This is a genomic window from Acinetobacter beijerinckii CIP 110307, from assembly GCF_000369005.1.
In the GTDB taxonomy this organism is placed as follows: Bacteria; Pseudomonadota; Gammaproteobacteria; order Pseudomonadales; family Moraxellaceae; genus Acinetobacter; species Acinetobacter beijerinckii.
On the sequence record NZ_KB849763.1, the window covers coordinates 1 to 23981 of the forward strand.

A 23981-nucleotide genomic window follows, 5' to 3' on the forward strand; every position below is an offset into this window, starting at 1 on the left:
ACCATTCACTGCTTCTTTTGAGCCTGATGCAACACTACCATCCGCTACATTGGTAATTTTTTGGTTATTTAAATTTGCACCGCCATTAAGATTACTTACACCAGTAACACTTAATGTTCCACCAGTTGCAAGGTTAGCAGCAGTCACAGTACCTGCGAAAGTTGGTGCATCAACAACACTATATTTATAAGTATTTGTTGTTGCATCATAAGTTACAGTTGTATTGGTACCATTTGCTAAAGTAATGGTTTCACCTAAACCGACTTTATCTGTAGCACCTGCATTTGCTCTAAAATTCAAACCTTTTTGAGCTTCAGTTAAAGCTGTATTAGCTGTACTTTGCGCTGTATTTGCAGAAGTCTGTGCATTGTTTGCATTGGTTAAAGCAGTATTTGCAGTGTTTTGCGCTGTTGTTACGTTACTGTTAGTCGTGAACAATTGTCCACCATTCACTGCATCTTTTGAGCCTGATGCAACACTACCATCGGCAACATTAGTGATTACTTTACTACCAGCATTAATACCAGTACTTGTAACACTTGGTCCACCAGTGATTGTTAAGCCACTATTATCAAGTTTACTATTACCTGTCGTAACAGTTGTAAATGTTGGATTATCAACAGTTTTAACCGTAATATTATTACCTGAACGAGTGATATTTATATTTTTACCATCTATAAATTGGACGGTATCACTTGTTTTAACAGCAGATGCTGTATCGCCATTCGCTTGTAATTTAAATGTTTGATTAGTTACAGTTTTTAATTGCGCAACGTTTACAGCATCAGAATCGTTTGTTCCAGCTGCTAAACCAGTTAACTGACGAGTAATATTATTTGAAGCATCGCCTAGAGCAATTGCTCCTTGAGTTGACTTCCAAACATTCGTTGTTTGAGTAGAAGTAGTACCCGTTCCTGGATCAAAACCGGTAACACCCGCAGCAACATTTGCAACCGAATTTGAACCGATCGCGACACCACCACTAACAGTCGCTTTAGCTCCCGAACCAATCGCAGTTCCATTAGCAGCAGCACTTGTATTACTACCAATCGCTGTTGCATTAGCACCCGTAGTGTTTGCACCTGTTGTACTTGTGCTACCTGAACCAATTGCAACAGAGTTTTCACCAGCCGATTTTGAGTTAATACCTACAGCAATTGTACCTTTATCTACAGCATTTGACACAGCACCAATCGCTAATGCACCTTGTCCTGTAGCTGTTGATTTAACACCTAAGGCAACTGAAGCATCACCAGTAGCAGCAGAAGTCATACCTAATGCGGTAGAAAAAACACCACCAGATTTCGCTTGCACACCAATTGCAGTACTGCCTGCTCCGGTAGATTCAGTTGCAGTATATGTACCAGTAGTAATCGTAGCGCCAGTAATTTGGTTATAAAGCGTTCCGTGAGCTGTAGCAACTTTATCAATGTCATCACCACCAATTGCAACAGACGAATCACCTTGAGAAATTGTATTGTTACCAATTGCAGTTGATTGATCACCTCGTGCTTCAGTTGCAGAACCGATTGCTACACCTTGAGTAGCTGTTGCAAGCACCTTCGCAGCATCACCTAACGCAATACTTCTAATAGCTCTGACCTCACTACCTGCACCAATTGCAGTTGAGTCGTTCGAACCTGATGAAACTAATGATCCTTTACCTATGGAGATACTATTATTCGCAGCCGTATTGCTACTTGTACCTAAAGCAATACTATCTTTTGAATTCGCAGCGATTTTAGCATCTACACCAAATGCAATCGATCGGTCCGCACCTGTAGCAGTTTGTGATCCTGCCATTAAAGCAGCACTATAAGCTGCTTTCGCATCCGGACCTTGCTGATTGTATGTTGTACCATTTATAGCTGTACCATCGCCACTCGAACCTAACGCCAAAGATCCTTGTCCGTCAGCGATTGGACTTTTATGGCTACCAGATAAACCACTACCTATTGCAACACCACCTTTACCATTCGATGTAGTGGGGTTTGCATTAAAGTTTGAACCAATAACAACTGATTGAATTGCTGTTGAACTGGCAATGACATCATTACCTATAACAGTGGACTGTTCACCTTGAGCAGCGATATTTGCACCTATTGCAATAGATTCAACAGCCGAAGCACAAGCAATACTATTTTCATTGGCTATAGCGATTGAAGCAGCTTCTGCTCCACTACCATTCGCTGTTCTAGTACAGTTTGCACGAGTCGTTGCTCCACCCGCCTCATAGCCAGCAAATGCAAAATTTGTTGTAAATACGGCAAATACAGCTAATGATAATGCCTTGTAATTAAAAAACTTAGATACGGCAAAACTATCTTCATTATCTTGAGTTGCTAGATCACCAACAACCCCTTGACTGTTTTTAGTTTTGCTTTTTGCTAATTCTGAAACCGCAACCCAAACACCCAAAGAGGCATTCCAAACAACCTTATATACTTTGTTCATAATTTTTCCCAGACTCACATTAAACGTTAAAACATGTTTCCCTATGTATACATGTCTGTCTATTAAGTAAAAAAATGTAATTTATTGTTCGATAAAATAACGTTTTTTAAATGCCAAGTAAATCACAATATTATTTTTATACCGTGTTTAAAAACACACACTACACTTTCATATAATGTTTATTATTTTTTAATAAAACTTAATCAAAAACAGTTATTAATATTTATCTAAGAGCAAAAACAAATAACACTTATCAACTAAATTGTAGACTGTGATTTAAAAAAAGACGCCATACATGACAATAATTGACATTTTTGTACTTTTATTATCTAAAAATATTTGTATCAAAAATTATTTTTATCAAAAAAAGTATTGATTTAATTAGGATAAAGCAGCTTTTGTTAAATTTTTCTTACAAATATATTTAACTTTAAATAATAATTTTTTGACTATGACGCCAAAAATTCATTTTTTATATAAAAATTAGATTGATCTATCTGTGAATTTCCGTTGCAGTTGGGCAAACTTTGATTCCAAATAATCTTTGTAAACTCAAAAATAGATATGGATAAGCAAGGAGAAGTCAGCTTGTAAATCAAGTATTATTCTTAACAAGCTTTAAATTTTGAAACATCATGAACAGTCATTTAAAAACGCTTAGAAAACATATTCGATTAAAAAGAAAATGCTTAAACCGTTTTGAGCATGCAAACATCGAACAAGCCATACTAAATCAACTCAGATATTTCATTCATTTTAAATCTGCCCAAAAAATTGGCTTGTATTTACATGCATTTGGTGAGGTTCATACTAAAAAAATCATTGAATTGTGTTTTAGACATAAAAAACAAGTTTATCTGCCTATGATTTGTAATATGAATCAAACACTTGTATGGGTCGAAATTAGCTCTCATCAATATTTCAGTAAGCGTTTTTCACATCATCCATTAGGGATGAAAGAACCAATGGCAAGTCGTGGTTATCATGTATCAAAACTAGATTTACTGATTATGCCTTTAGTCGCATGCGATCATGCAGGGACAAGAATTGGCATGGGAGGCGGTTACTATGATCGTACTTTAGCAACAGCACCTCATCGACCATTTCGTCTAGGCATTGCACACTCATTTCAATATATTGATCAGCCCATAATTAGACAAAAATGGGATCAGCCACTAGATAGTTTGTTAACGTCAGAAAAACGTTATGATTTCTAAGATAATTTGCATAAATTTTAAGAGTTTTTATAAAAATTCCGAGCAATTTAGTCTTTTTTTAATAATTTCTTAGCAAAAACCCTTGTAATTTTTTAAATGCACATCACTATAAAAAACATGGCAACACCGTTGTCACTCATTAGGAGTGCTCATGTCTGAATATATTTTAAATAACGAAACTAACTTAGAGCCACAGGTTCCAAGTATATTACCACTATTAGCATTACGTGATGTTGTGGTTTATCCGCACATGCAAATTGCGCTATTTGTGGGTCGTGAAAAATCGATCAATGCAGTGGATGTAGCTCGTAACGGTGACAATCTAGTATTTGTAGTTGCGCAAAAAGATTCGCTTACAGAAGAAATTGATCACGATAATCTCTATCAATATGGAACTGTGGCTAAAATCGTACAAGTGGTGAATCATGAGAATGATGAAAACTGCATCAAAGTACTGATTGAAGGTCTACATCGTTCTAAATTAGAGCGCATTATTGATGGTGAAGAATACTTAACTGCTGAGCACAGCCTCAGTCCAATTACATTACCATTGGATCAAGAAGCTCAAGAAACTCGTTTAAATGAATTACGCACTTTATTCGCTCAATATGCAGAGGCGAAACTACGTAATGCACGTGAACTTGTTGCAGCAGCCAATAAAATCGAAGACTTATTACAACTTATGTTCTTCGTAGCAACTCGTGTACCTTTAAACATTGAAGTGAAACAAAAGTTTTTAGAACACGATGAGTTTGAAGCTCATTTGCAAGAGCTCATGAGCTATTTGATGAATCAATCTGCTGAACAGCAAATTGAACAAACCTTGCACGACAGTGTAAAACGTCAAATGGAAAAGAACCAACGTGAATACTTTCTAAATGAAAAAATGAAAGTCATTCAACGTGAGCTTTCCGATATGAATGGCGGCGCTGAAGATGATGTTGCTGAAATTGAGAAACGTCTTGCTGAAGCAGATTTACCTGAGCATGTACGCAAAAAAGCAGAAGCTGAGTTTCGTAAACTGAAAGCAATGCAACCAGCTTCAAGCGAAGCGGCTGTGGTTCGTAACTATCTAGAAGTGATTTTAGATACGCCTTGGAATAAGGCGAGCAAAGTTAGCATTAACCTTGCGAAAGCACAGGAAATTTTAGATACAGATCATTACGGCTTAGATGACGTGAAAGATCGTATCGTTGAATATCTTGCAGTTCAATCACGTGTGAAAAAACTCAAAGGTCCAATTTTGTGTTTAGTGGGTCCTCCGGGTGTTGGTAAAACTTCACTTGGTGAATCTGTAGCAAAAGCAACAGGTCGTGAGTTTGTTCGTATGGCACTTGGTGGTGTACGTGATGAAGCTGAAATCCGTGGTCACCGTCGTACTTATATCGGTGCGATGCCAGGTAAAATTGTACAGTCTTTAACGAAAGTTGGTGTGAAGAACCCATTGTTCTTACTCGACGAAATCGACAAGATGGCACAAGACTACCGTGGTGATCCAGCTTCTGCCCTACTTGAAGTGCTTGATCCATCACAGAACAATAAGTTCAACGATCATTATTTAGATCTTGATCTTGATCTTTCTGAAGTGATGTTCATCTGTACTGCAAACAGTATGAATATTCCTGAAGCGTTGTTAGATCGTATGGAAGTGATTCGTCTTCCGGGTTATACCGAAGATGAAAAAGTGAATATTGCTGAACGCTACCTTGTTCCGAAAGCAATCAAGAACAATGGTTTACGTGCAAAAGAGTTAAGCGTCCACGAAGAAGCGATCCGTGACATCGTGCAACGTTATACACGTGAAGCAGGTGTACGTAGCTTAGAACGTGAAGTGTCTAAAATTGCTCGTAAAGTCGTGAAAGAAGCTGTAAGTAAGAAGTCTAAAAACTTACAAATTGATGTTACCTCTGCGAATCTTCCAGAATACTTAGGTCCACATAAGTTTGACTTTGGTATTGCAGAAGATGAAGCACAAGTGGGTCGTGTAAATGGCTTGGCGTGGACATCAGTGGGTGGTGAGTTATTAACAATTGAAGTCGCTGCTGTAAAAGGTAAAGGTAAATTCATTACGACGGGTTCGCTCGGTGATGTCATGAAAGAGTCGATTACTGCTGCAATGACTGTTGTAAGAACTCGCGCGGATGACCTTGGAATCGAAGCTACTCGTTTTGAAGAAACCGATATCCATGTTCATTTACCTGAAGGTGCAACACCAAAAGATGGACCATCTGCTGGTTTGGCACTAACAACGGCGCTTGTCTCAGCATTTACAGGCATTCCAATTCGTCCAGATATTGCGATGACTGGTGAAACAAGTTTAGGTGGTCGTGCGATGCGTATCGGTGGCTTGAAAGAGAAACTTCTTGCAGCTCACCGCGGTGGAGTAAAACTGGTATTTATTCCACAAGACAACGTACGTGACTTAGCTGAAATTCCAGAAAATGTGAAAGAAGGTTTAGAAATCAAAGCTGTGAAGAGTATTGATGAAATCCTACCTTTAGCATTAACGGATACCCCTAAGCCATTACCTAAGACTCCAATTGTAAAACAAGTAGAAGAGCCAAAGGCTGCACGCCATTAAGTCTTCTACTCAATAAAATTAAGAGAGCTTCGGCTCTCTTTTTTTGTTACACAATTTGATTGAAAAACAACCAATATATTGCATAATGAAATAGAGTCGATAAAAATAAAGATTAATTTGACTTGTGAACTCATTTTTCTAGAGCCATCTGAACTCCAGACAGATGACTCTTTGATCGCAGCTCATCTTCTTTTGAGCTGCGTTTTTTATTCTTAGTCTGAATACGCTCTTTGTATTTTTTATGACAACTTAAAGCGTGAACTAAGCGCACGACCTATCGCTAGGGTTTATAATCTGAATAATTTTTTACCCTATCTATTTTATGAAAATTCGTATTCTGACCATTGGTCAAAAAATGCCAGCATGGGTCTTAACTGGATTTGAGGACTATTTCAAACGTATTCAGCCGTTTGTACAAACTCAAGTTATTGAATTGCCCATGGCGAAACGTGGCAAAAATGATTCTGAAGCTGATATTTTGAAATACTGTCAAATTGAAGGCGACAGTATTTTAAATACGCTCAAATCCAATGAAATTTTAATCGCATTGGAAGTGGGCGGTCGAGAACTGAGTACAGAGAAATTAGCGGATACCATGAAGCAGTGGATGCTTGAAGGTCATGATATTGCGCTCGCGATTGGTGGTCCGGATGGGCATTCAGATGCCGTACGTAAAGCAGCGGCATGGCATTGGTCACTTTCAAAATTAACCATGCCGCATCCAATGGTTCGTATTCTACTCATTGAACAGTTATATCGAGCGATGAGTATTAATCATAATCATCCATATCATCGCGCTTAGATCATTATGATTTGTTCTGATTATAGAACAATCTGTTGAGATTTAAGGGCTGTCAATATTGACATGAATTTGTCACGATAAAGCTGTATTTCAAATCAGGTGTTGAATTATGAACGTGCAAACTTTACCAGGATTATTTATTTCTCATGGTTCACCGATGCTTGCACTTGATCCTGAGCAAGTTGGACCAGCATTATATCGTTTGAGTACCAATCTCCCTAAACCTCAAGCGATTATTGTGATGTCTGCCCATTGGGAAAGCCAAGCATTAGAGGTGAGTACATCAACTCGACCAAGAACTTGGCATGATTTTCGTGGCTTTCCACCTGAACTTTACGAAATTCATTACCCAGCCGCTGGTGAACCTCAACTTGCAGAAAAAATACTCAGTTTATTTGAAAATGCTGGTCTTTCAGCACATGCAAATAGTACTCGCCCACGTGATCATGGCGTGTGGATGCCTTTGCTGCACATGTATCCTGAAGCAGATATTCCTGTAATCGAAATTTCATTGCCCATGAACATGAATGCTGATGATATTTATAAAATTGGAAAGGTTCTCTCCCCTTTACGTGAGCAACAAATTTTGTTGATTGGATCTGGTAGTATTACCCATAATCTTGCTGAGCTTTCATGGCAAGCTGATGCAGATGTACCAAATTGGGCAAGTACGTTTAGAAATACAGTTGTTAGTAAGCTTAGCCATCAAGACTATGATGGCGTGTTAGATTGGCCATCACTTCCTTTTATTCAACACAATCATCCGACTATTGAACATTTGGCCCCACTTTTTTTTGCAATGGGTACGGGTCACCGATTTAATATTGTTCATAGTAGTTTCTCAATGGGCTCACTTGGCATGGATATTTATCGTTTTGATTAATTCTCATGCTTAAAGAGAATAAATGATAGGCTTATTTATCTTCTTTAAATAAGTCTATTAAATTGTTATACTTTTTAAATTTTACAATTAGATACATTTAACACACTTAACCACTAAACGGATTACATTTTCTTTTTTTAAGAATACTTTAAGCTTATTACTGTTATTTATTTACTGTTGTTTTAAATATGAAAATTAAATATTTAGTTCTTGCCTTACTTCCCCTTTCTTTAATGGCGTGTCAAAGCGTACAAAATGTAACTGACGGTGTAATTTCTCAAATAAATACAACATCGAGTGCAAAAACTTTAGCTGAATATAACTGGACTTATCAAGGTTCCAAAGCTTCAAAACCCTTAGTTTTATCTTTTAATGATAATCAAAGACTTGCTATTCAAACAGGTTGTAATGGTCAAGGTGGTACTTGGAAAGTCGAAGGCAATAACATTGTAACTTCGGCACTTATGTCAACAAAAATGGCTTGTGCAGATGATTTAATGCAACAAGAACGTTTATCTGCTGATATTTTCAGTGATAAAAAAGTTCCATTTCAAATCAGTACGACGAATGGTCAAGCAATCTTGACTGTAACTGATAGCAAAGGGCAAAAACACGTATTTACAGGTGCAAAAGTGACGAATAGCAACGTGTTAACCAACTACACTTGGTCATATCAACCTGCTGATACCAAACGTCCAATCGTATTAAGCTTCTTAGCCAACGATCGCTTATCTGTAGATACAGGTTGTAATCGCTTAAATACATCATGGAAAATTGAAAATGGTTTGATCGCGACAGGTGATGGTGCATCAACAATGATGGCATGTGATCCAGCACTTATGAAACAAGAGCAATTCGCAGGAACTCTTTTACAAAAACGTCAAATTCCATTTGAAGTGAACGCAACGAACTTAGATCAACCAACTTTAACCATCAATGATGCGAATGGTCAAAAATACACATTTGTCGGAAAAATGACAGCTGAAGCGAAGTATCAGTCTGAAGGTAAAACAGTTTTCCTAGAAATTGCGCCTGAAACTAAATCTTGTGTTGGTGTTGCACCACAAACTTGTATGCAAGTTCGTGAGATTAAGTATGATGACAAAGGCATCAAAACTTATGCAGATAAAGACTGGTCACTTTACTATGGTCAAATCGAAGGCTTTGAACACAATCCAAATCAACGTGTGATTGTACGAGTTAAGCGCTTTGAAATTAAAAATCCTGCTGCTGACCAATCGAGTCTCGCTGATGTGTTAGATATGGTTGTTGAACAAGAAATTGTTAAAAAACCTTAATTAATTGCTTTCAAAAAATCCGATGCAATTGCATCGGATTTTTTATGCAAAGCCCCTCTTTATTAAAGCGGGATTTTGGGAGATTTTTAATAAATACCCTGCGCGAGAATGGCATCTGCAACTTTTACAAATCCAGCAATATTGGCGCCGTCAACATAATTTACCGTACCATCCTCTTGCGTGCCATATTTTAAACAATTCGCATGAATATCTTTCATAATTGCATGCAAACGCTCATCTACTTCGCCATGACTCCAGCCAAGACGTAAGGCATTCTGAGACATTTCTAATCCAGAAGTCGCTACACCACCTGCATTCGATGCTTTACCTGGAGCATAAAGAATTTTAGCAGCAATGAACTTTTCAACTGCATTGAGTGTAGAGGGCATATTGGCACCTTCTGCAACGCAGATTACCCCATTTTGTATGAGTAGCTCTGCATCCTCAGCTAGCAGCTCATTCTGTGTAGCACAAGGTAATGCAATATCCACAGGAATATGCCATGGTGTTTTACCTTCGAAATACTCAAATCCATGTTTTGAAGCAAATTCAGAAACACGTCCCCGCTTGACATTTTTTAAGGTCATAATTTCTGCAAGTAATTCATCAGTAAAACCATTTTTTAAATAGACAGTACCATTCGAATCCGACAAGCTAACAACTTTTGCACCCAAGAACATGGCTTTTTCTGCCGCAAACTGTGCGACATTTCCAGAACCCGAAATAGAAACCGTTTTGCCATTAAAACTTTGACCACGTGTTTTTAGCATCTCTTCAGCAAAATAGACTGCTCCATAGCCTGTTGCCTCTGGACGCATCAAACTACCGCCAAAAGAAATACCTTTCCCAGTGAAAACGCAAGCCGTGTCATTGCTTAGCTTTTTCATCATACCTGCCATGTACCCCACTTCGCGACCACCAACACCAATATCACCAGCAGGAATATCCGTATTTGCACCTAAATGACGATACAACTCGAGCATCAATGCTTGGCAGAAACGCATAATTTCTGCTTCAGATTTACCTTTAGGATCAAAGTCAGAACCACCTTTACCGCCACCCATTGGCAGTGTAGTTAAGGCATTTTTTAAAGTTTGCTCAAAGCCTAAAAACTTTAAAATGGATAAATTTACTGAAGGATGAAAACGCATTCCACCTTTAAATGGACCAATAGCAGAGTTGTATTGAACACGAAAAGCTCGATTCACATGCGTTTGACCTTGATCATCCATCCAAGATACTCGAAATTGAATGGCTCGCTCAGGTTCTACTAAACGCTCTAATAAAGCATATTGAGCATATTTTGGATTCTTCTGAATAAATGGCCATAAACTGGCCATTACTTCTTCAACAGCTTGCAAAAATTCAGGTTGATCAGGATCTCTAGCTTTAACATAATTGAGAAAGTCATTTAAGCTACTGTATTTCAACATCCACCCCCGAGTAAGTGTTTTATATTGGTGCTAAAAATGCACCAAAATAGGATTTTGTACCCATTAAATACAGATTGCGATTTCATCACAATATAATTTTTACACTAATCCATTATTATTTTTAAAAATCAAATTCTTATATTGTGAAATATTCGTTATTTATATAATAAATATCTATAAAATACTCCACAAATTAGAAAAAATGATTGATATCCTGCTATCAAGATCGATAAACATACAAATACGCACTAAATAAACACATCATTAGCACCATTTTTAGGCAATAAGTGTATCCATATGCATCGCATATATTTAGATTGCTTCCGCCGTGTTAAAGCATTATTTGCTATACTGAGCACCCAGTTTAGCACCAGTCATCTCCAATACATGTCACCTACTGCTCAACATGCGCTTATTGTCCAAATCGATCAACTTTTACCGCAAACACAGTGTGGTTTATGTGGGCATCGCGATGGCTGCCTACCTTATGCAAAATCAATTGCTGAGGGAGAAGAAGCAAATAAATGTGTTCCTGGTGGACAACCTGTTGCTGATGCATTGGCAGCATTATTAGACCGCCCACAGTTAACGGCAGAATCCAGTGTTTGGGATATTCAACTTGATGGTCGACCACAACGAATCAAAGCGGTGATTCGAGAAGATGAATGTATCGGCTGTACCAAATGTATTAGTGCATGTCCTGTCGATGCCATTATTGGTAGTGGTAAATTAATGCATAGTATTTTGACTGATCTATGCACAGGCTGTGAATTATGTATTCCACCTTGTCCTGTGGATTGTATCGACTTGATTCCTGACCCTAAACCTATCCCAACAACTGAACAACGTTTAGCTGAACAGGATGATTTAAGACATCGCTATTACGCACACATCCAACGCGAAGAAAAACAACGCTTAAATCGCAAAGGACCAATTGTACGTGCTGAAATTGATGTTGAGCTTTTTGCTCAATTCTCTCAGTCACAAAACAATCTACCAGTCATTACTTTGGTCGATAAACCTAAAGATAGCCCAGTACTGGATGCAAAAACGACAATTGAACTAGCGAAATTACGCACACAGATCAAGAAGCTTGAAAAGCAGCTGAGTGTTCGCGCCGATGAATCAAAACAAGTTCAATTGCTTGCTTTACAACAACGTTTAAATGAATTGCAGGACATCTAAATGCCCGTAAAGAATATGACTAAAAAGCAAATTCAGACTTTTTTTGAACGTTTACGTGAACAAAGACCTCATCCACAGACTGAACTGAATTACTCCTCACCTTTTGAGTTACTGATTGCCGTCTTACTCTCTGCACAAGCCACGGATGTCAGTGTAAATAAAGCGACAGATAAACTCTATCCTGTTGCTAATACCGCTCAAGCTATTTTGAATCTTGGAATTGATGGGTTAAAAGAATATATCAAAACCATTGGCTTATATAACTCCAAAGCCGAAAATGTGATCAAAACCTGCCAAATTCTTGTAGACCAATATCAAGGTCAAATCCCAGAAACACGTGAGCAACTAGAAGCTTTACCCGGTGTAGGACGCAAAACAGCGAATGTGGTACTCAATACTGCTTTTGGACAACCGACCATGGCAGTTGATACGCATATTTTTCGTGTCGGTAACAGAACTGGTTTGGCAGTAGGTAAAAATGTTCTCGAGGTTGAGCATCGTTTAATTAAAGTGATTCCTAAAGAATTTATTATTGACTCACATCATTGGTTAATTTTACATGGTCGTTATTGTTGTATAGCACGTAAGCCTAAATGTGGAGAGTGTATTGTATCCGATGTTTGTAATTGGCCTGATCGCTTTGAATTTGGTGCTGTCAAATCAATTGCAATAAAAAACCTCAGTTAGTCCTGAGGTTTTTTATTTTGTTGTAATTTTGGATGTAGCTGACGCGGTCTACCATTTTGCTTATTTTCCAATGCTTGTTGCTTTTGCACATGACGAAGCATTTTTTGGCTTTGATATAATAAAAACAACAGTAAAATGACACTCAATATCACCACGATAATAAGCACAAATTTTAGCATGATCAGCTCCAAATAAAAAAAGAGCTCTATAAGAAGAGCCCCTTTTTATATTAACAATTCAGATTATTTATCCAAAATCGCAAATAATTCGTTTTGAACTTCTTCAATTGCACGTAAGCCATTCAATTTATTATAAGTCGGTGCATTCTCACCAGAAGCTGCACGACCTTGATAGAAACCAACTAATTGCTCAGTTTCACTGTGATATGATCCTAAACGCTTACGGATTGTTTCTTCTTGATCATCTGGACGCTGAACTAAATCTTCACCCGTTTCATCATCTTTACCTTCCACTTTAGGTGGATTATAAACCAAATGATAAACACGACCAGAAGCTGGATGCTGACGACGACCTGAAAGACGTTGAACAATCTCTTCATCTGGAACTTCAATTTCAATCACATGATCAATTGAAATACCCGCTGTTTCTAAAGCTTCAGCTTGTGGAATCGTACGTGGGAAACCATCAAAAATACAACCATTTACACAATCAGGTTGAGCAATACGCTCTTGTACCAAACCAATAATGAGTTCGTCTGATACCAAACCACCAGACTCCATTACACTTTTCGCTTTAAGACCTAGTTCAGTTCCTTCACGAATCGCAGCACGGAGCATATCACCGGTTGAAATTTGTGGGATATTGTAGCGCTTACAGATCAACTGAGCTTGAGTACCTTTACCTGCCCCAGGTGGTCCGAGTAAAATAATGCGCATAAAAGAACATCCTCATTTAAAAACAATAAATCTTAAATTGAGCAATATAATACAGACTTATTGCTCAACCAACATCAAATTAATTATAAGAAAGCAACAAATAGATGAATCAAACCTGCAAAAAAGCCAGTTACTCCACCCAAAACAATCAAAATCCACTCATCTTCTTGGAACGCAGGCCGCAATAAATTTTGGAACTCTTTCGGCGTTAGTTCACGGATGCGGTCTCTAAACATTTGAAAGATTTTCTGCGCACGACTTGCATTCAGAGCTGGGTCACATACTGGTCCCATAGTAATTTCAATTGAGCGATCAATCAAGTCGGTCTTGAGTCTAGCATATTCTCTTGGACCTAATGAAAGCTGTAATGAGGTTCTGACTAATGGGGTTTCCATAATTTCGTTGATATGACGCTTGACAATACGACGTGTTTTATCTTTTTTACTGCCATACATCATTTCCGTCATAATCGATTTCAAAGTAATTAAGTCTTCTGTCACCACACTGGCAAAGACATCTGAAACTTCTTCTTGGCGCTTCATAAACGCACCTTGAACGTTGTATGTACCAATTTTTAGTACAGGTACAATCCAAGGAAATTTATGATCTTTAGTCAAACGAAAGAGCTGAGGATAACGTATATAGTGCGGTTCTATCGGATTGAATACCATCCAAATTGCAATCCAGTTGGTTAAGAATCCCCAAATCGCTGCCCAAAATGGAACTGTCCAATGCCACGGCACAACAAACCAAACAATCATTTGGAAAATACCGAAGAACATCCCGATCAATGCACTAATGTGCCAAATAAAATTGATTTCTTTTTGACCAACTTTAAGGAACATACGTACCATTAAACGTCGATCACCTTCCATTTGACTCACTACCATTTCACGCATGTCAACAAGTGACTCTACGTTCATGGTCAACTCAGTCACAAGTTCCCTTAAAGTATTTGGCAACTGTTTTTGTGCTTGAGCATAAATACGGCGTTTGATTGAAAATGGTAAGTTTTCCCACAAAACGGCATTACGATCAATCATGACCTCATCAATTAGGTGTTCAAGCTCAAAACCAACTTGCTCACCAATGATCATTGCCATATCTTCAGGATCCATTGCTTCTAAAAATTCACGCAATGAACCTAATTTTGATAATGTATTATCAGTAATAATGCCTGAAATACGCCCTGCTTTACGAGGTACAATTCCTTGCCAACCTACAGGTAATGGCCCTAAATGGAATCCCCAAAATTTAATTGGGTAAAAAACCATTTTCAAGGCCATCCACACGTGTGCCCAAGTCACAAAAGCAGTCACAGGTATAATACTGAGAACTGCCCAAAAATCTGGACGCGCTAAGAAAATCTGCCACAATTCATTGACGTAATCAAACATGCATGACTCTCAAAGTTATTAATAGATTTCAGCTTACTAAGTGAATAAGTAGTTCACCTGCTATAAACCAAAACTTAAGGTATAAGAGAACTGAATTGTTGGCTCGGTCTTTTCAATAAGATCTCCATTTGCATTTTTCATGCGTTCGCCAGCACCAATTCCCACACTAAAAGTACTAATACGTTCTGAATTCAACCAAACATAGGCAAGATCAACACCTGCACCTAAACGTGCTTTTTCTTCACCATCAATTTGTTTACTTTCAATATGTCCAGCATAAGCACCAATGTAATAACCATTTTTATCCGTGCCTGTTAAATGATATGGATAACGGAATCCAACTTGACCACCTGCTGGATTTTCATCATTTAGAAATGCACCAGCTTTTGCATAAGCAATTCCATATGGATTCACCCATTCAAGATTTGCATGTAGTAATTTTTTAGTAAAACCTGCACCAATATTCCATGTTGAAACATTTGCTCCAGTTAATTTTGCTTCAGGCATATATGCATTTTCTTCAGCATGAGCAAAACCAGTGAGAGCTAAAACCGCCAGTAAAACTTGAAATTTTCTCATTATTTTCTCCATTTTCCCTAAGAGTGTATATTGGACAATCCTATTTCAAACAGTTTGTGACTTTAACAGAATTATTTTGCTTCTAATATACAAGACCGTACTATTTTAATGTCTGCAAAGTCAAAAGCTGTCGCAGTATCATTTTTATGAACAGTTGAAAATTCTACAGTATGAACGTGCAACTTACGTTAAAATGCTCGGCATTATTTCCTCTATCTTGTAATTAAGTCGACGCCTTATGAAACAGCACTTTCCTTTAAAAAACATGCAGCAAGAAAAGCGCATTTATAAGGGTCGAATTCTATTTGCTATTTTTGTTGTTGTAATTTTCTTGCTTTTACTTATCTGTCGCTATGCATATTTGCAAATTGTGCACTATGACGATTTTACAACAGCTTCTGATAAGAACCGTATTCGACTGCAACCTCTACCTCCAGCTCGTGGCTATATCTATGATCGTAATGGGGTTTTACTTGCTGATAACTATCCTGTTTTCACAGCCACTCTAAGCCGCGCAGATGTCAGCGATATTGATGGAACAATTTCTCGTTTAACTCCTATTTTAAATTTATCTCAAGAAGATGTAGAACGTTTCAAAAGTCGTGTTAAAACTGCCCGAAAAACGGAACGGATTGCAATCAAACTCAACTTAACTGAAGCAGATATTGCCAAGTTTAGTGAAGTTAAATATGCATTTCCGGGCGTAAAAATTGAAACTCAAATGACACGTTACTATCCACATGGTGAGCTATTTGCGCATGTGATTGGATATGTCGGGCGAATTAATGACAAAGAACTTAAATCAATTGATAAAGATTTATACGCAGGTACTAATCTGATTGGAAAAATTGGTGCAGAAAAGAGTTATGAGGAGTTATTGCACGGCATACCAGGTTTCGAATCGGTTGAGGCTGATGCACATGGAAATGTACTGCGTAATTTAGGTAAGCAATCCCCTGTTCGTGGCAATGACTTATATTTATCCATTGATTTTGGTTTGCAAACTATTGCAGCTCAACAATTAGTTGATCGTCGAGGCGCCATTGTTGCGATGGACCCTCGTACTGGTGAAATTTTAGCTTTGGTTTCAAGTCCGAGCTTTAACCCCAATCTATTTGTTACAGGCATCAGCACAAAAGATTATAGTGGTTTACGTGACAATCTAGATCAACCGCTTTATAACCGTGCAGTTCAAGGTGCTTATCCTCCAGGTTCAACGATTAAACCAATGTTTGGTCTTGGTGGGATTCATTATGGTTTAGTCGATTGGGGCACTGCAATTTCTGACCCGGGTTATTTTTCACTGCCAGGTGATAGCCATCGCTTTCGTGACCATAAAAAGAGTGGTCACGGGGCTGTGAACTTACACAAAGCTCAGGTCGTGTCTTGTGATACTTATTTCTATATCTTGTCTTATCGGATGGGTATAGAAAAAATGAATGATTGGATGCGTCAATTCGGTTTTGGAGAAAAAACTGGTGTTGATTTACCAAGTGAAAGTTCAGGTTTATATCCAAGCCCTGAATGGAAGATGAGAACACGAAATTCGAAATGGTTAAAAGGCGAAACCATTTCAGTCAGTATTGGTCAGGGCGCATTTACAGCAACCCCTTTACAGCTTGCGATGGCGACAGCGATCACAGCAAATAAAGGTTCACATGTTACACCTCACGTGCTTCGTGATACTAAAGGCTCAAAAAAATTCACCGTACATAATGCACCAGATGGCAAAATCCAATTCAACGGAACAGAGCAAGACTGGACCAATATGCATGAAGCAATGATTGATGTTATTCAATCAGGTACGGGACGAGGTATTAAAGGTGGACTGCAATATTCAATAGCTGGTAAAACAGGAACTGCGCAAGTCAAAAGTATTGCTCAAGGCAAACGTTATAACGAGGCAGCTCTTTCTTCAAGACAATGGGATCATGGCTTATTTGTTGGCTTTGCTCCTGCCGATAATCCTGAGATCGCAATTGCAGTGGTTTGGGAAAATGGTAAACATGGTGGCTCAGCCGCACAAATTGCTCGTCCTATTTTTGATTATTGGTTAGTGACTCGCAAGAAGAATCCGATTCGCCCAACAAATCACCAAGTAAGTGGTGGTCTAATGACTGCTGGTATTAAACCTGGTGAACTATCAAATAGTAATAATGCTAATTTAGCTTCAAGCAACAATAGTATTACTTCGCCAGCATCCAGTCCTGTGAGTTCTACAGCCGCTGTTCAAACAACACCAGCAACACCAACTAATGGAGACTCTGAATAATGAAAAATCAACTCAGAATCATTGGTGGTGAATTCAAGCGACGTACTTTAGCTTTCGCAGAGATTGATGGTTTACGTCCAACCCCAGATCGTGTTCGGGAAACTTTGTTTAACTGGCTCATGTGGGACATACAAAATGCACATGTGTTAGATTTATGCACTGGTTCTGGTGCTCTCGCATTCGAGGCATTATCACGCGGTGCTTGCCAAGTCACAATGATTGAACCTGATACGACACAAGCACGATTCTTAAAGCAAAATATTCAACTATTCAAAAATGAGAACTGTCAGCTTATCGTATCAACTGCACAGCAAGCTTTAAAAAAGTTAAGCGGTACGTATGACGTCGTTTTTCTTGACCCACCGTATAGTCTTGATCTCTGGCAAGAGTTGGCAGAATTAGCTGATCCTTTGATCGTTGATAAAGCATATATCTATGTCGAAGCTGATCGAGAACTCACCCAGCTCCAACTGCCAAATTCATGGAAAAAAATCAAAGAAACAAAAGCAGGTGTCGTGCGAGCAGGTCTTTATCAAAAAATAATTTAGAAAACACGTAACCAAAAAAATCGGATGAGCTGCCCGCGATCAAAAGGAAAACTTGAAAGATATTCATAGCCAATCCGATTGGCGCTATTTAATTGATAAACAATGCCATAACCAAGCGAAATCGAAAAATCATCTAGAGATAGATTGTTGGTCTCACCAGTTAACATTTTTTGATTAAACTGATTGGTTTGATAGGCAGTATAATTATAGACTTTCCAACGCTCATCTTGAAAAAACTGATTATGCAACACAGAGTAATCAGTTTTCATTTGCGGATAAGCAGCATCGAACATCTCATCATCATTGGCTATCTCTTCAAAAAAATTGTAGTTTTCTGCATTTACATCTAAAGCAAAACTCATTAATAGTCCGAATACAAAGCATCGCATCTTGTGCTTAAAATTTAGATAATTCATTACCATAGCATAACAGCTAAAAATCATTTTTTATCAATTGATTGAATACCATTATATACTGTAATTACAAATTAGCGTTTTTAAAATAACCATTCCATGCGTCGACCATTAGGAATGGTATCGTTATTTGTACCCTTAAACATGGTTTGCTTGACGACCTTAAAACCAATTCGCTCATAGAGTTTCTGCCCTCTCATATTTTGTTGTGATACATTTAGAGACAATGCAATATGACCTTGTTGCTGAGCGAATACTTTCAAATGCTGTAGCAATAAGGAGCCAATCCCCTGACTTTGATAACTTGGATGAACACCAAAATTAGCGATATGCAAACATGACTCACTTGGCTTAGTTACAACAGAGCCTGCTTGCAAAGCTCTAGACAAAACCCGAGCAAATCCAAACCTGTAAGTTATCCAGATATTTTTCAAACTTCCCTGATCCATATGCATCAGATCATTCTTTCCATAACATGCAACTACAGCAATTACTTTATTTTTATGTTCGACCACCCAATGCAATTTATAACTAGTGTAGCCTCGCTCAGATAAAAACTCTTTACGGATAAAATCTTCTGCGCTGATGTGATTATATTTATAAATATGATCAAACAATGGCACTGCCGCGCTGTAAATCAATGGAACACATTCGTTCACATCTCTTTGCTCTGCTTTTCGAATGTTCATAACTTTTCCTTTTTGTGTTTATTATTTGTGCGAATGGTTTAATGGAGTTAAATATTTAATTTTTTTATCATGTTAGACATAAATAGCGCATTTATAAAATTAATCTTATATACAATAATAGGATCTTTAAAATTTTTCTTAAAATATTATGAAGTTTTTCCTGCTATTTATTATTTTTATAAGTTTAACGGGCTGCATTTTTGGTAAGTCTAGCGAAGTTAAACGTGCAGAAAAATTGCTAAAAGACTTTGAATGTAAAAATATCGAAACGAGCCAATTAGGTGCCTCGTCGATATCTATTTTTTATCAACAAACACTTGCAGCGAACAAAGAAAAAGCATCTCATTATGTAGAACAATACAAAAATGGCGAAGATCTCTTTGACATGCCATTAGATGAAGTTGTACAACAAAAGTATCAATTATATATACAAGCTTGTCAGGCTTTAGGTGGTATTTCACCTCGCAATCAATCTATTGAAATTGAGGCTGGAGAATAAATACGCTTAACTTGCTTGATTGCTTATGGACTTAGCATGATAGAAAAAAAACTAACCTTAAAGCATTACCTTACCCTGTTAGTTCTGTTATTTGCCATAATTTTAGCCAGCATTCATCCTCTTGAGTTCGAAGCTTATCTGTTACATCAAGTCGGTACGGTTTTTATGTTGGCTGTACTGGTTATAACGATGTGGCAAATTGGCATCTCTTTTTCTAGTTTTTGTCTATATCTTTTGTTTTTATTGATTCATATCATTGGTGCGCACTATTTATACTCCTATGTCCCTTATAACGAGTGGTTGATCAGTTTATTTAATTTTAATCTTAATGAATATCTAGGTTGGTCTCGCAATATGTATGATCGACTCGTTCATTTTGCATATGGTCTATTACTCTATCCATTTTTTCATCGTTGTTTTCAGGTGTGGTTACCAAATGCAAAACCTTTAACTATATTTCTGCTAGTGATCCAATTTGTTATGGCATCAAGTATGTTCTATGAGTTAATTGAATGGTGGATTGCAATGGGATTATCACCAGAAGATGCAGAAAACTATAATGGTCAACAAGGTGATGTCTGGGATGCCCATAAAGATATGTTCCTTGCTACTATTGGCGCGATCCTAATCGGGATATTTCAACTATACAAAGAAAAAACTCTTATTACAAAATAAGAGTTTTAATTTAGCGACATAATAAGTCTAAACGATTGCGTGCTGCAATATATCCATTTGTTCGATTAAATCTGATTTTACACTGAGTGAGCCATCAAAAGCTGAAGAATTTGATTTTACACTACCTTCAGATTGTATCGAATTATTTGAGTTAAATTGACTGAGCAATGTATCTATTTCATTTAATGAATCATTTGAAGATGACAAAAGATCATGTATAGAAATATTTTCAAGCACTGTTGGCTGTGGATCAACTTCGATATTTAATTCAATTCCATTCAATCCGACATGATCACTTAACAGCATTTCTATTGCATTTGATGATGTCTCATCAACATTCGACATGTTAGAAACTGTTGGTGCAACTACAGTAAATATAAAAGGATCGCTCAATTCACTGGTATTTCCAGCAGCATCCGTTTGAGTCAAAGTAATTTTATGAGGCCCTAAACTCAAATCATGAACAATATTAAAACTCCATTTACCATTATCTGCGACAATCACCGTGCCAATTGCAATTCCATTGTCATAAATTGTCAGAATAGCTTTAGCCTCACCAGACCCAGACAAACTTGGCTTAGAATCATCAGTACTCCCACCTGCCGAGATTGTCCCTTTAACTGCTCCAACATCATCAGTCGCTGTTTGTAATAGTGGTTTATTAGGGGCTATGGTATCTTTTGTCCCTAATACATCAGTTGCGTCAGAACGATTACCAACAGCATCTACGACATAAACTTTACCAATATTTTTATCTGTTAAAGCAGGTGATAAGATGATTGTATATTTACCATCGGCGCCTGCTGTACCTGTTCCATATGTTGTTTTACCATCAATACTTTTAATTTCTATTTTTGCATTTGCTTCCGCTATCCCTGTAACTGAATCACCTGCGGCATTTAATTGTGCAGTTGCTTTATCTGGTGCAATGGTATCTTTTCCTGCGGTAATTTCCAAAGGCTTAGACTGATTTCCTGCGGCATCCTCAATAATAATCGAGCCTTTCTGACCTGTTGTTAATGCAGGAGAAATGGTAATTTCAAATTTACCTTGTGCATCAGTAACACCTGTTCCAATAATTTTTCCATCGGCATCTTTAATATTCACTTTTGCATTTGCTTCTGCACGTCCGTGGATAGAATTCCCCTCTTTACTCACTTCAATTAAAGGTTGGTCTGGAGCTAATGTATCTTTACCAGCAAACACTTTTGATGGGTCTGATTTATTTTCAAAAGCATCTTCCGCAATCACGATTCCGCCTTTATCACTGGTTAAAGCAGGAGAAACTTTGATGGAGTACATTCCTTCTTTATTTGCTATTACTGTACCCAGTAAATTACCATCTGCATCAAACAAAGAAACTTTTGCATTTGCTTCTGCTTTGCCTGTGACAATCGTTCCATCTGCATTTAATTGTGCACTAGGGCTATCGGGCGCTATCGTATCTTTTGTTCCTGTAACCACAGTCGCTTTAGATGCATTTCCAGAGCTGTCTACCGCCGTTACACTCACCTTAGCACCATTCACCAAAGGTTGTTCAAGCTTAATGGTGTAACTACCTTCATTATCAGCGTGTCCAGTTGCAATAATTTTTCCTGTTGAGTCTCGAATTTCTATTTTTGCTTTTGCTTCGGTTTTCCCTGTTATAGTTTGGGTATCCGAACTTAAAGAAGCTGTAGGTGTAGTTGGAGGTAAAATATCGGTAGGCTTATTACTATTACTCTCATTTTTATCATCGTCTTTCACTGCCCATAAATATACACCTTCAGCAGCTAAAGCAACTAAACCCACTTTAATTAATTGTGCCTTACTAATACCCATATCTGCATTATCATTCTGAGTAACAGCAACCTGTGTAGGTGCCTCTGTATAAGCAAATTGAGATAATTGAGTCGCAGGAGAATAGCGCATGAATTTGCCAGCATCATCAAATTGAGCAACGGCATACGTTCCATCGGTTTGCTGTAAGGCTAGAGTATGTTCACTAATATTTACATCATTAAAAAAATCATTAACTACAATTTTTTCACCATTTTTAAGTGTAATAATGAGGTCATTGCCTTGTTTAACAATTGATTTAATGTCTTGTTGATTGACACTCACTTGAATAATAGAGGCTTGGTTTAAAACCACGCTTTTGATTTGTCCATCTTGTAAAATATTCAAGTTTTGCTTTGAAGAAACAACAACTCTTGTCATTATTATGCTCACTGATCAATTTTATTTTTTAAAAATTATGGATTAATGAATCATTAAGTAATTAATCTGTCAGTTAAAATATCAAATGATCGAAGTAACAACAATCGATTCCTCTAAAAATTTTGTCAAGTTTGTTTAACTGACCATATGTTCAAATAACAAACATACTGAATTAAAATATACAGTTCCAAAAATAAAAACCAGTCACTTTAGACTGGTTTTGAAAATACAAAATAGAAGCTTAAAACTTTGGATCTCGCATTTGTACTAATGTACTATTGGCTTTCGAAAGTGTATCAGCAACTTTTCCTAAAACAGTAGGGATTAAAGTTTCAGCCATTTGCGCAGCTTGTAAACCAAGCTTTTCGCCAAATGTTGGGCGTTTACGGGTATTAATCACATAAACATCATGCTGAGACAATAAACCTAATAAATATTCATCTGAAGTTTTTAATTTATCAACTAAGTTTAGCGTAAGAGCATCTTCACCATACCAATGCTCGCCTGTTGCGACCTTTTCAACGTCGAGCTGTGGACGATATTTTTCAATGAAATGCTTAAATAATACGTGTGTTTGTTGTAGCTCTTCTTCAAATTTCGCTTTACCTTCAGCTGTGTTTTCGCCAAACATCGTTACGGTACGCTTGTATTGACCAGCTGTATATAGCTCAAAATCAACATTATGCTGTTTCAATAAACGATTAAAATTTGGTACTTGCGCAACCACACCGATTGAACCAACCACAGCAAAAGGCGCAGATACAATTTCATTCGCAATACATGCCATCATGTAGCCACCACTTGCAGCAACTTTATCTACGCAAATAGTGACATTAAAACCTGCATCACGTAAGCGAACCAATTGAGCAGCCGCTAACCCATAGCCATGTACCATTCCACCTGGACTTTCTAAACGAACTACAACACGATCATGCCCTGCTTTTGCAGTTGCTAAAATCAACGTGATTTCTTCACGAATTGTATCTACAGCTGATGCCTGTATATCACCTTTAAAATCGAGTACATATATTTTTTTATCATTTTTCTTACGCACTTTCGCTTCTTTAGCGAGCTGTTGCATAAGTTGTAATAATTCCAAACGAGATGCAGTTGTTTGTGCGATTCTTTTTCTTTGTTCATTCACACGTGCATTTAAATGACTAATACGAATTTCAGCAGGAAATTTAGGTAAATGGAATAACATAAAATATGTGCTCTTTGAGTTCGTCTTTATTGGACTAACATGCGGTCTGTGCAATTAAAATTCAATAGCG

At 37.5% G+C, this 23981-nt stretch carries 21 protein-coding genes; 11 read left to right on the forward strand and 10 right to left on the reverse strand.

The annotated features are described in order from the left end of the window. Positions 1 to 2454 (reverse strand): ESPR-type extended signal peptide-containing protein (locus tag F933_RS00005; RefSeq protein WP_005057226.1); only part of this gene is annotated, 2454 nt, incomplete at its 3' end. Between the two features lie 635 nt (positions 2455 to 3089). On the opposite strand from F933_RS00005, the gene F933_RS00010 reads away from it, so the two are divergent. The 5 genes from F933_RS00010 to F933_RS00030 all read left to right on the forward strand — a co-directional run bounded on the left by F933_RS00010 (position 3090) and on the right by F933_RS00030 (position 9235). Then, positions 3090 to 3671: a 5-formyltetrahydrofolate cyclo-ligase gene (locus F933_RS00010; RefSeq protein ID WP_005057229.1), complete on the forward strand. Its 582-nt coding sequence runs from the start codon at positions 3090 to 3092 to the stop codon at positions 3669 to 3671. A gap of 151 nt (positions 3672 to 3822) precedes the next feature. Beyond that, positions 3823 to 6252: an endopeptidase La gene (lon, locus tag F933_RS00015; RefSeq protein WP_005057231.1), complete on the forward strand. Its 2430-nt coding sequence runs from the start codon at positions 3823 to 3825 to the stop codon at positions 6250 to 6252. Between the two features lie 322 nt (positions 6253 to 6574). Further along, a complete protein-coding gene (rlmH, locus tag F933_RS00020) occupies positions 6575 to 7054 on the forward strand; it encodes a 23S rRNA (pseudouridine(1915)-N(3))-methyltransferase RlmH (protein ID WP_005057233.1) in 480 nt (159 codons plus the stop codon). A gap of 109 nt (positions 7055 to 7163) precedes the next feature. Further along, the gene (locus F933_RS00025) at positions 7164 to 7937 is read left to right on the forward strand and encodes a DODA-type extradiol aromatic ring-opening family dioxygenase (protein ID WP_005057235.1); all 774 of its coding nucleotides are present in this window, start codon (positions 7164 to 7166) and stop codon (positions 7935 to 7937) included. Between the two features lie 188 nt (positions 7938 to 8125). Then, complete coding sequence (locus F933_RS00030; protein WP_005057237.1) at positions 8126 to 9235, forward strand: META and DUF4377 domain-containing protein; 1110 nt, start codon at positions 8126 to 8128, stop codon at positions 9233 to 9235. 86 nt (positions 9236 to 9321) lie between these two features. Here F933_RS00030 and gdhA read toward each other — a convergent pair whose 3' ends face one another. Continuing rightward, on the reverse strand, positions 9322 to 10668 hold the full coding sequence (gene gdhA / locus F933_RS00035) for an NADP-specific glutamate dehydrogenase (RefSeq protein WP_005057240.1): 1347 nt from the start codon (positions 10666 to 10668) through the stop codon (positions 9322 to 9324). A 297-nt stretch (positions 10669 to 10965) separates the two neighbouring features. On the opposite strand from gdhA, the gene F933_RS00040 reads away from it, so the two are divergent. Further along, positions 10966 to 11853 carry an RnfABCDGE type electron transport complex subunit B gene (locus F933_RS00040; RefSeq protein WP_005057243.1) on the forward strand — a complete coding sequence of 296 codons (888 nt, stop codon included), beginning with the start codon at positions 10966 to 10968 and terminating at the stop codon, positions 11851 to 11853. Further along, complete coding sequence (gene nth / locus F933_RS00045) at positions 11854 to 12540, forward strand: endonuclease III (protein WP_005057246.1); 687 nt, start codon at positions 11854 to 11856, stop codon at positions 12538 to 12540. Here the strand turns inward: nth and F933_RS00050 are convergent. The 4 genes from F933_RS00050 to F933_RS00065 all read right to left on the reverse strand — a co-directional run bounded on the left by F933_RS00050 (position 12537) and on the right by F933_RS00065 (position 15412). After that, positions 12537 to 12719: a hypothetical protein gene (locus tag F933_RS00050; RefSeq protein ID WP_005056206.1), complete on the reverse strand. Its 183-nt coding sequence runs from the start codon at positions 12717 to 12719 to the stop codon at positions 12537 to 12539. The genes nth and F933_RS00050 overlap by 4 nt on opposite strands. Before the next feature lie 63 nt (positions 12720 to 12782). After that, positions 12783 to 13436, reverse strand: a complete 654-nt coding sequence (gene adk, locus F933_RS00055) for an adenylate kinase (protein ID WP_005056208.1) — start codon at positions 13434 to 13436, stop codon at positions 12783 to 12785. An 83-nt stretch (positions 13437 to 13519) separates the two neighbouring features. After that, positions 13520 to 14833: a DUF445 domain-containing protein gene (locus F933_RS00060; RefSeq protein WP_005056210.1), complete on the reverse strand. Its 1314-nt coding sequence runs from the start codon at positions 14831 to 14833 to the stop codon at positions 13520 to 13522. Positions 14834 to 14893: 60 nt separating this feature from the next. Then, positions 14894 to 15412 carry a hypothetical protein gene (locus F933_RS00065; RefSeq protein WP_005057249.1) on the reverse strand — a complete coding sequence of 173 codons (519 nt, stop codon included), beginning with the start codon at positions 15410 to 15412 and terminating at the stop codon, positions 14894 to 14896. 238 nt (positions 15413 to 15650) lie between these two features. On the opposite strand from F933_RS00065, the gene mrdA reads away from it, so the two are divergent. Both mrdA and rsmD read left to right on the forward strand, forming a co-directional pair. Then, complete coding sequence (gene mrdA, locus F933_RS00070; RefSeq protein ID WP_005057251.1) at positions 15651 to 17684, forward strand: penicillin-binding protein 2; 2034 nt, start codon at positions 15651 to 15653, stop codon at positions 17682 to 17684. After that, positions 17684 to 18232 (forward strand): 16S rRNA (guanine(966)-N(2))-methyltransferase RsmD, encoded by a 549-nt coding sequence (gene rsmD, locus F933_RS00075; protein ID WP_005057253.1) that lies wholly within the window; start codon positions 17684 to 17686, stop codon positions 18230 to 18232. Before mrdA ends, rsmD begins: the two co-directional genes overlap by 1 nt. On the opposite strand, the gene F933_RS00080 is transcribed toward rsmD, so the two are convergent. Next, positions 18229 to 18621, reverse strand: coding sequence for a hypothetical protein (locus F933_RS00080; protein WP_039909626.1), 393 nt, complete (start codon positions 18619 to 18621; stop codon positions 18229 to 18231). The genes rsmD and F933_RS00080 overlap by 4 nt on opposite strands. 107 nt (positions 18622 to 18728) lie before the next feature. Beyond that, positions 18729 to 19334, reverse strand: coding sequence for a GNAT family N-acetyltransferase (locus F933_RS00085; protein ID WP_005057257.1), 606 nt, complete (start codon positions 19332 to 19334; stop codon positions 18729 to 18731). 148 nt (positions 19335 to 19482) lie between these two features. Here F933_RS00085 and F933_RS00090 point away from each other — a divergent pair, with 148 nt between their 5' ends. Further along, a complete protein-coding gene (locus F933_RS00090; protein ID WP_005057258.1) occupies positions 19483 to 19833 on the forward strand; it encodes a hypothetical protein in 351 nt (116 codons plus the stop codon). 36 nt (positions 19834 to 19869) lie between these two features. Continuing rightward, entirely contained in the window at positions 19870 to 20508 is a 639-nt protein-coding gene (locus F933_RS00095; RefSeq protein WP_005057261.1) for a DUF2238 domain-containing protein, read from the forward strand. A 27-nt stretch (positions 20509 to 20535) separates the two neighbouring features. On the opposite strand, the gene blp2 is transcribed toward F933_RS00095, so the two are convergent. Further along, positions 20536 to 22707, reverse strand: coding sequence for an Ig-like repeat protein Blp2 (blp2, locus tag F933_RS00100; RefSeq protein WP_005057263.1), 2172 nt, complete (start codon positions 22705 to 22707; stop codon positions 20536 to 20538). Positions 22708 to 22948: 241 nt separating this feature from the next. Beyond that, the gene (gene sohB / locus F933_RS00105; RefSeq protein WP_005057264.1) at positions 22949 to 23911 is read right to left on the reverse strand and encodes a protease SohB; all 963 of its coding nucleotides are present in this window, start codon (positions 23909 to 23911) and stop codon (positions 22949 to 22951) included. Positions 23912 to 23981: the final 70 nt, after the last annotated feature.

Bases quoted from the DNA above. Each gene is read 5' to 3' on its own strand.
- F933_RS00010 (WP_005057229.1), top strand. From the start codon at position 3,090: ATGAACAGTCATTTAAAAACGCTTAGAAAACATATTCGATTAAAAAGA.
- lon (WP_005057231.1), top strand. From the start codon at position 3,823: ATGTCTGAATATATTTTAAATAACGAAACTAACTTAGAGCCACAGGTT.
- rlmH (WP_005057233.1), top strand. From the start codon at position 6,575: ATGAAAATTCGTATTCTGACCATTGGTCAAAAAATGCCAGCATGGGTC.
- F933_RS00025 (WP_005057235.1), top strand. From the start codon at position 7,164: ATGAACGTGCAAACTTTACCAGGATTATTTATTTCTCATGGTTCACCG.
- F933_RS00030 (WP_005057237.1), top strand. From the start codon at position 8,126: ATGAAAATTAAATATTTAGTTCTTGCCTTACTTCCCCTTTCTTTAATG.
- gdhA (WP_005057240.1), bottom strand. From the start codon at position 10,668: ATGTTGAAATACAGTAGCTTAAATGACTTTCTCAATTATGTTAAAGCT.
- F933_RS00040 (WP_005057243.1), top strand. From the start codon at position 10,966: ATGCATCGCATATATTTAGATTGCTTCCGCCGTGTTAAAGCATTATTT.
- nth (WP_005057246.1), top strand. From the start codon at position 11,854: ATGCCCGTAAAGAATATGACTAAAAAGCAAATTCAGACTTTTTTTGAA.
- F933_RS00050 (WP_005056206.1), bottom strand. From the start codon at position 12,719: ATGCTAAAATTTGTGCTTATTATCGTGGTGATATTGAGTGTCATTTTA.
- adk (WP_005056208.1), bottom strand. From the start codon at position 13,436: ATGCGCATTATTTTACTCGGACCACCTGGGGCAGGTAAAGGTACTCAA.
- F933_RS00060 (WP_005056210.1), bottom strand. From the start codon at position 14,833: ATGTTTGATTACGTCAATGAATTGTGGCAGATTTTCTTAGCGCGTCCA.
- F933_RS00065 (WP_005057249.1), bottom strand. From the start codon at position 15,412: ATGAGAAAATTTCAAGTTTTACTGGCGGTTTTAGCTCTCACTGGTTTT.
- mrdA (WP_005057251.1), top strand. From the start codon at position 15,651: ATGAAACAGCACTTTCCTTTAAAAAACATGCAGCAAGAAAAGCGCATT.
- rsmD (WP_005057253.1), top strand. From the start codon at position 17,684: ATGAAAAATCAACTCAGAATCATTGGTGGTGAATTCAAGCGACGTACT.
- F933_RS00080 (WP_039909626.1), bottom strand. From the start codon at position 18,621: ATGCGATGCTTTGTATTCGGACTATTAATGAGTTTTGCTTTAGATGTA.
- F933_RS00085 (WP_005057257.1), bottom strand. From the start codon at position 19,334: ATGAACATTCGAAAAGCAGAGCAAAGAGATGTGAACGAATGTGTTCCA.
- F933_RS00090 (WP_005057258.1), top strand. From the start codon at position 19,483: ATGAAGTTTTTCCTGCTATTTATTATTTTTATAAGTTTAACGGGCTGC.
- F933_RS00095 (WP_005057261.1), top strand. From the start codon at position 19,870: ATGATAGAAAAAAAACTAACCTTAAAGCATTACCTTACCCTGTTAGTT.
- blp2 (WP_005057263.1), bottom strand. From the start codon at position 22,707: ATGACAAGAGTTGTTGTTTCTTCAAAGCAAAACTTGAATATTTTACAA.
- sohB (WP_005057264.1), bottom strand. From the start codon at position 23,911: ATGTTATTCCATTTACCTAAATTTCCTGCTGAAATTCGTATTAGTCAT.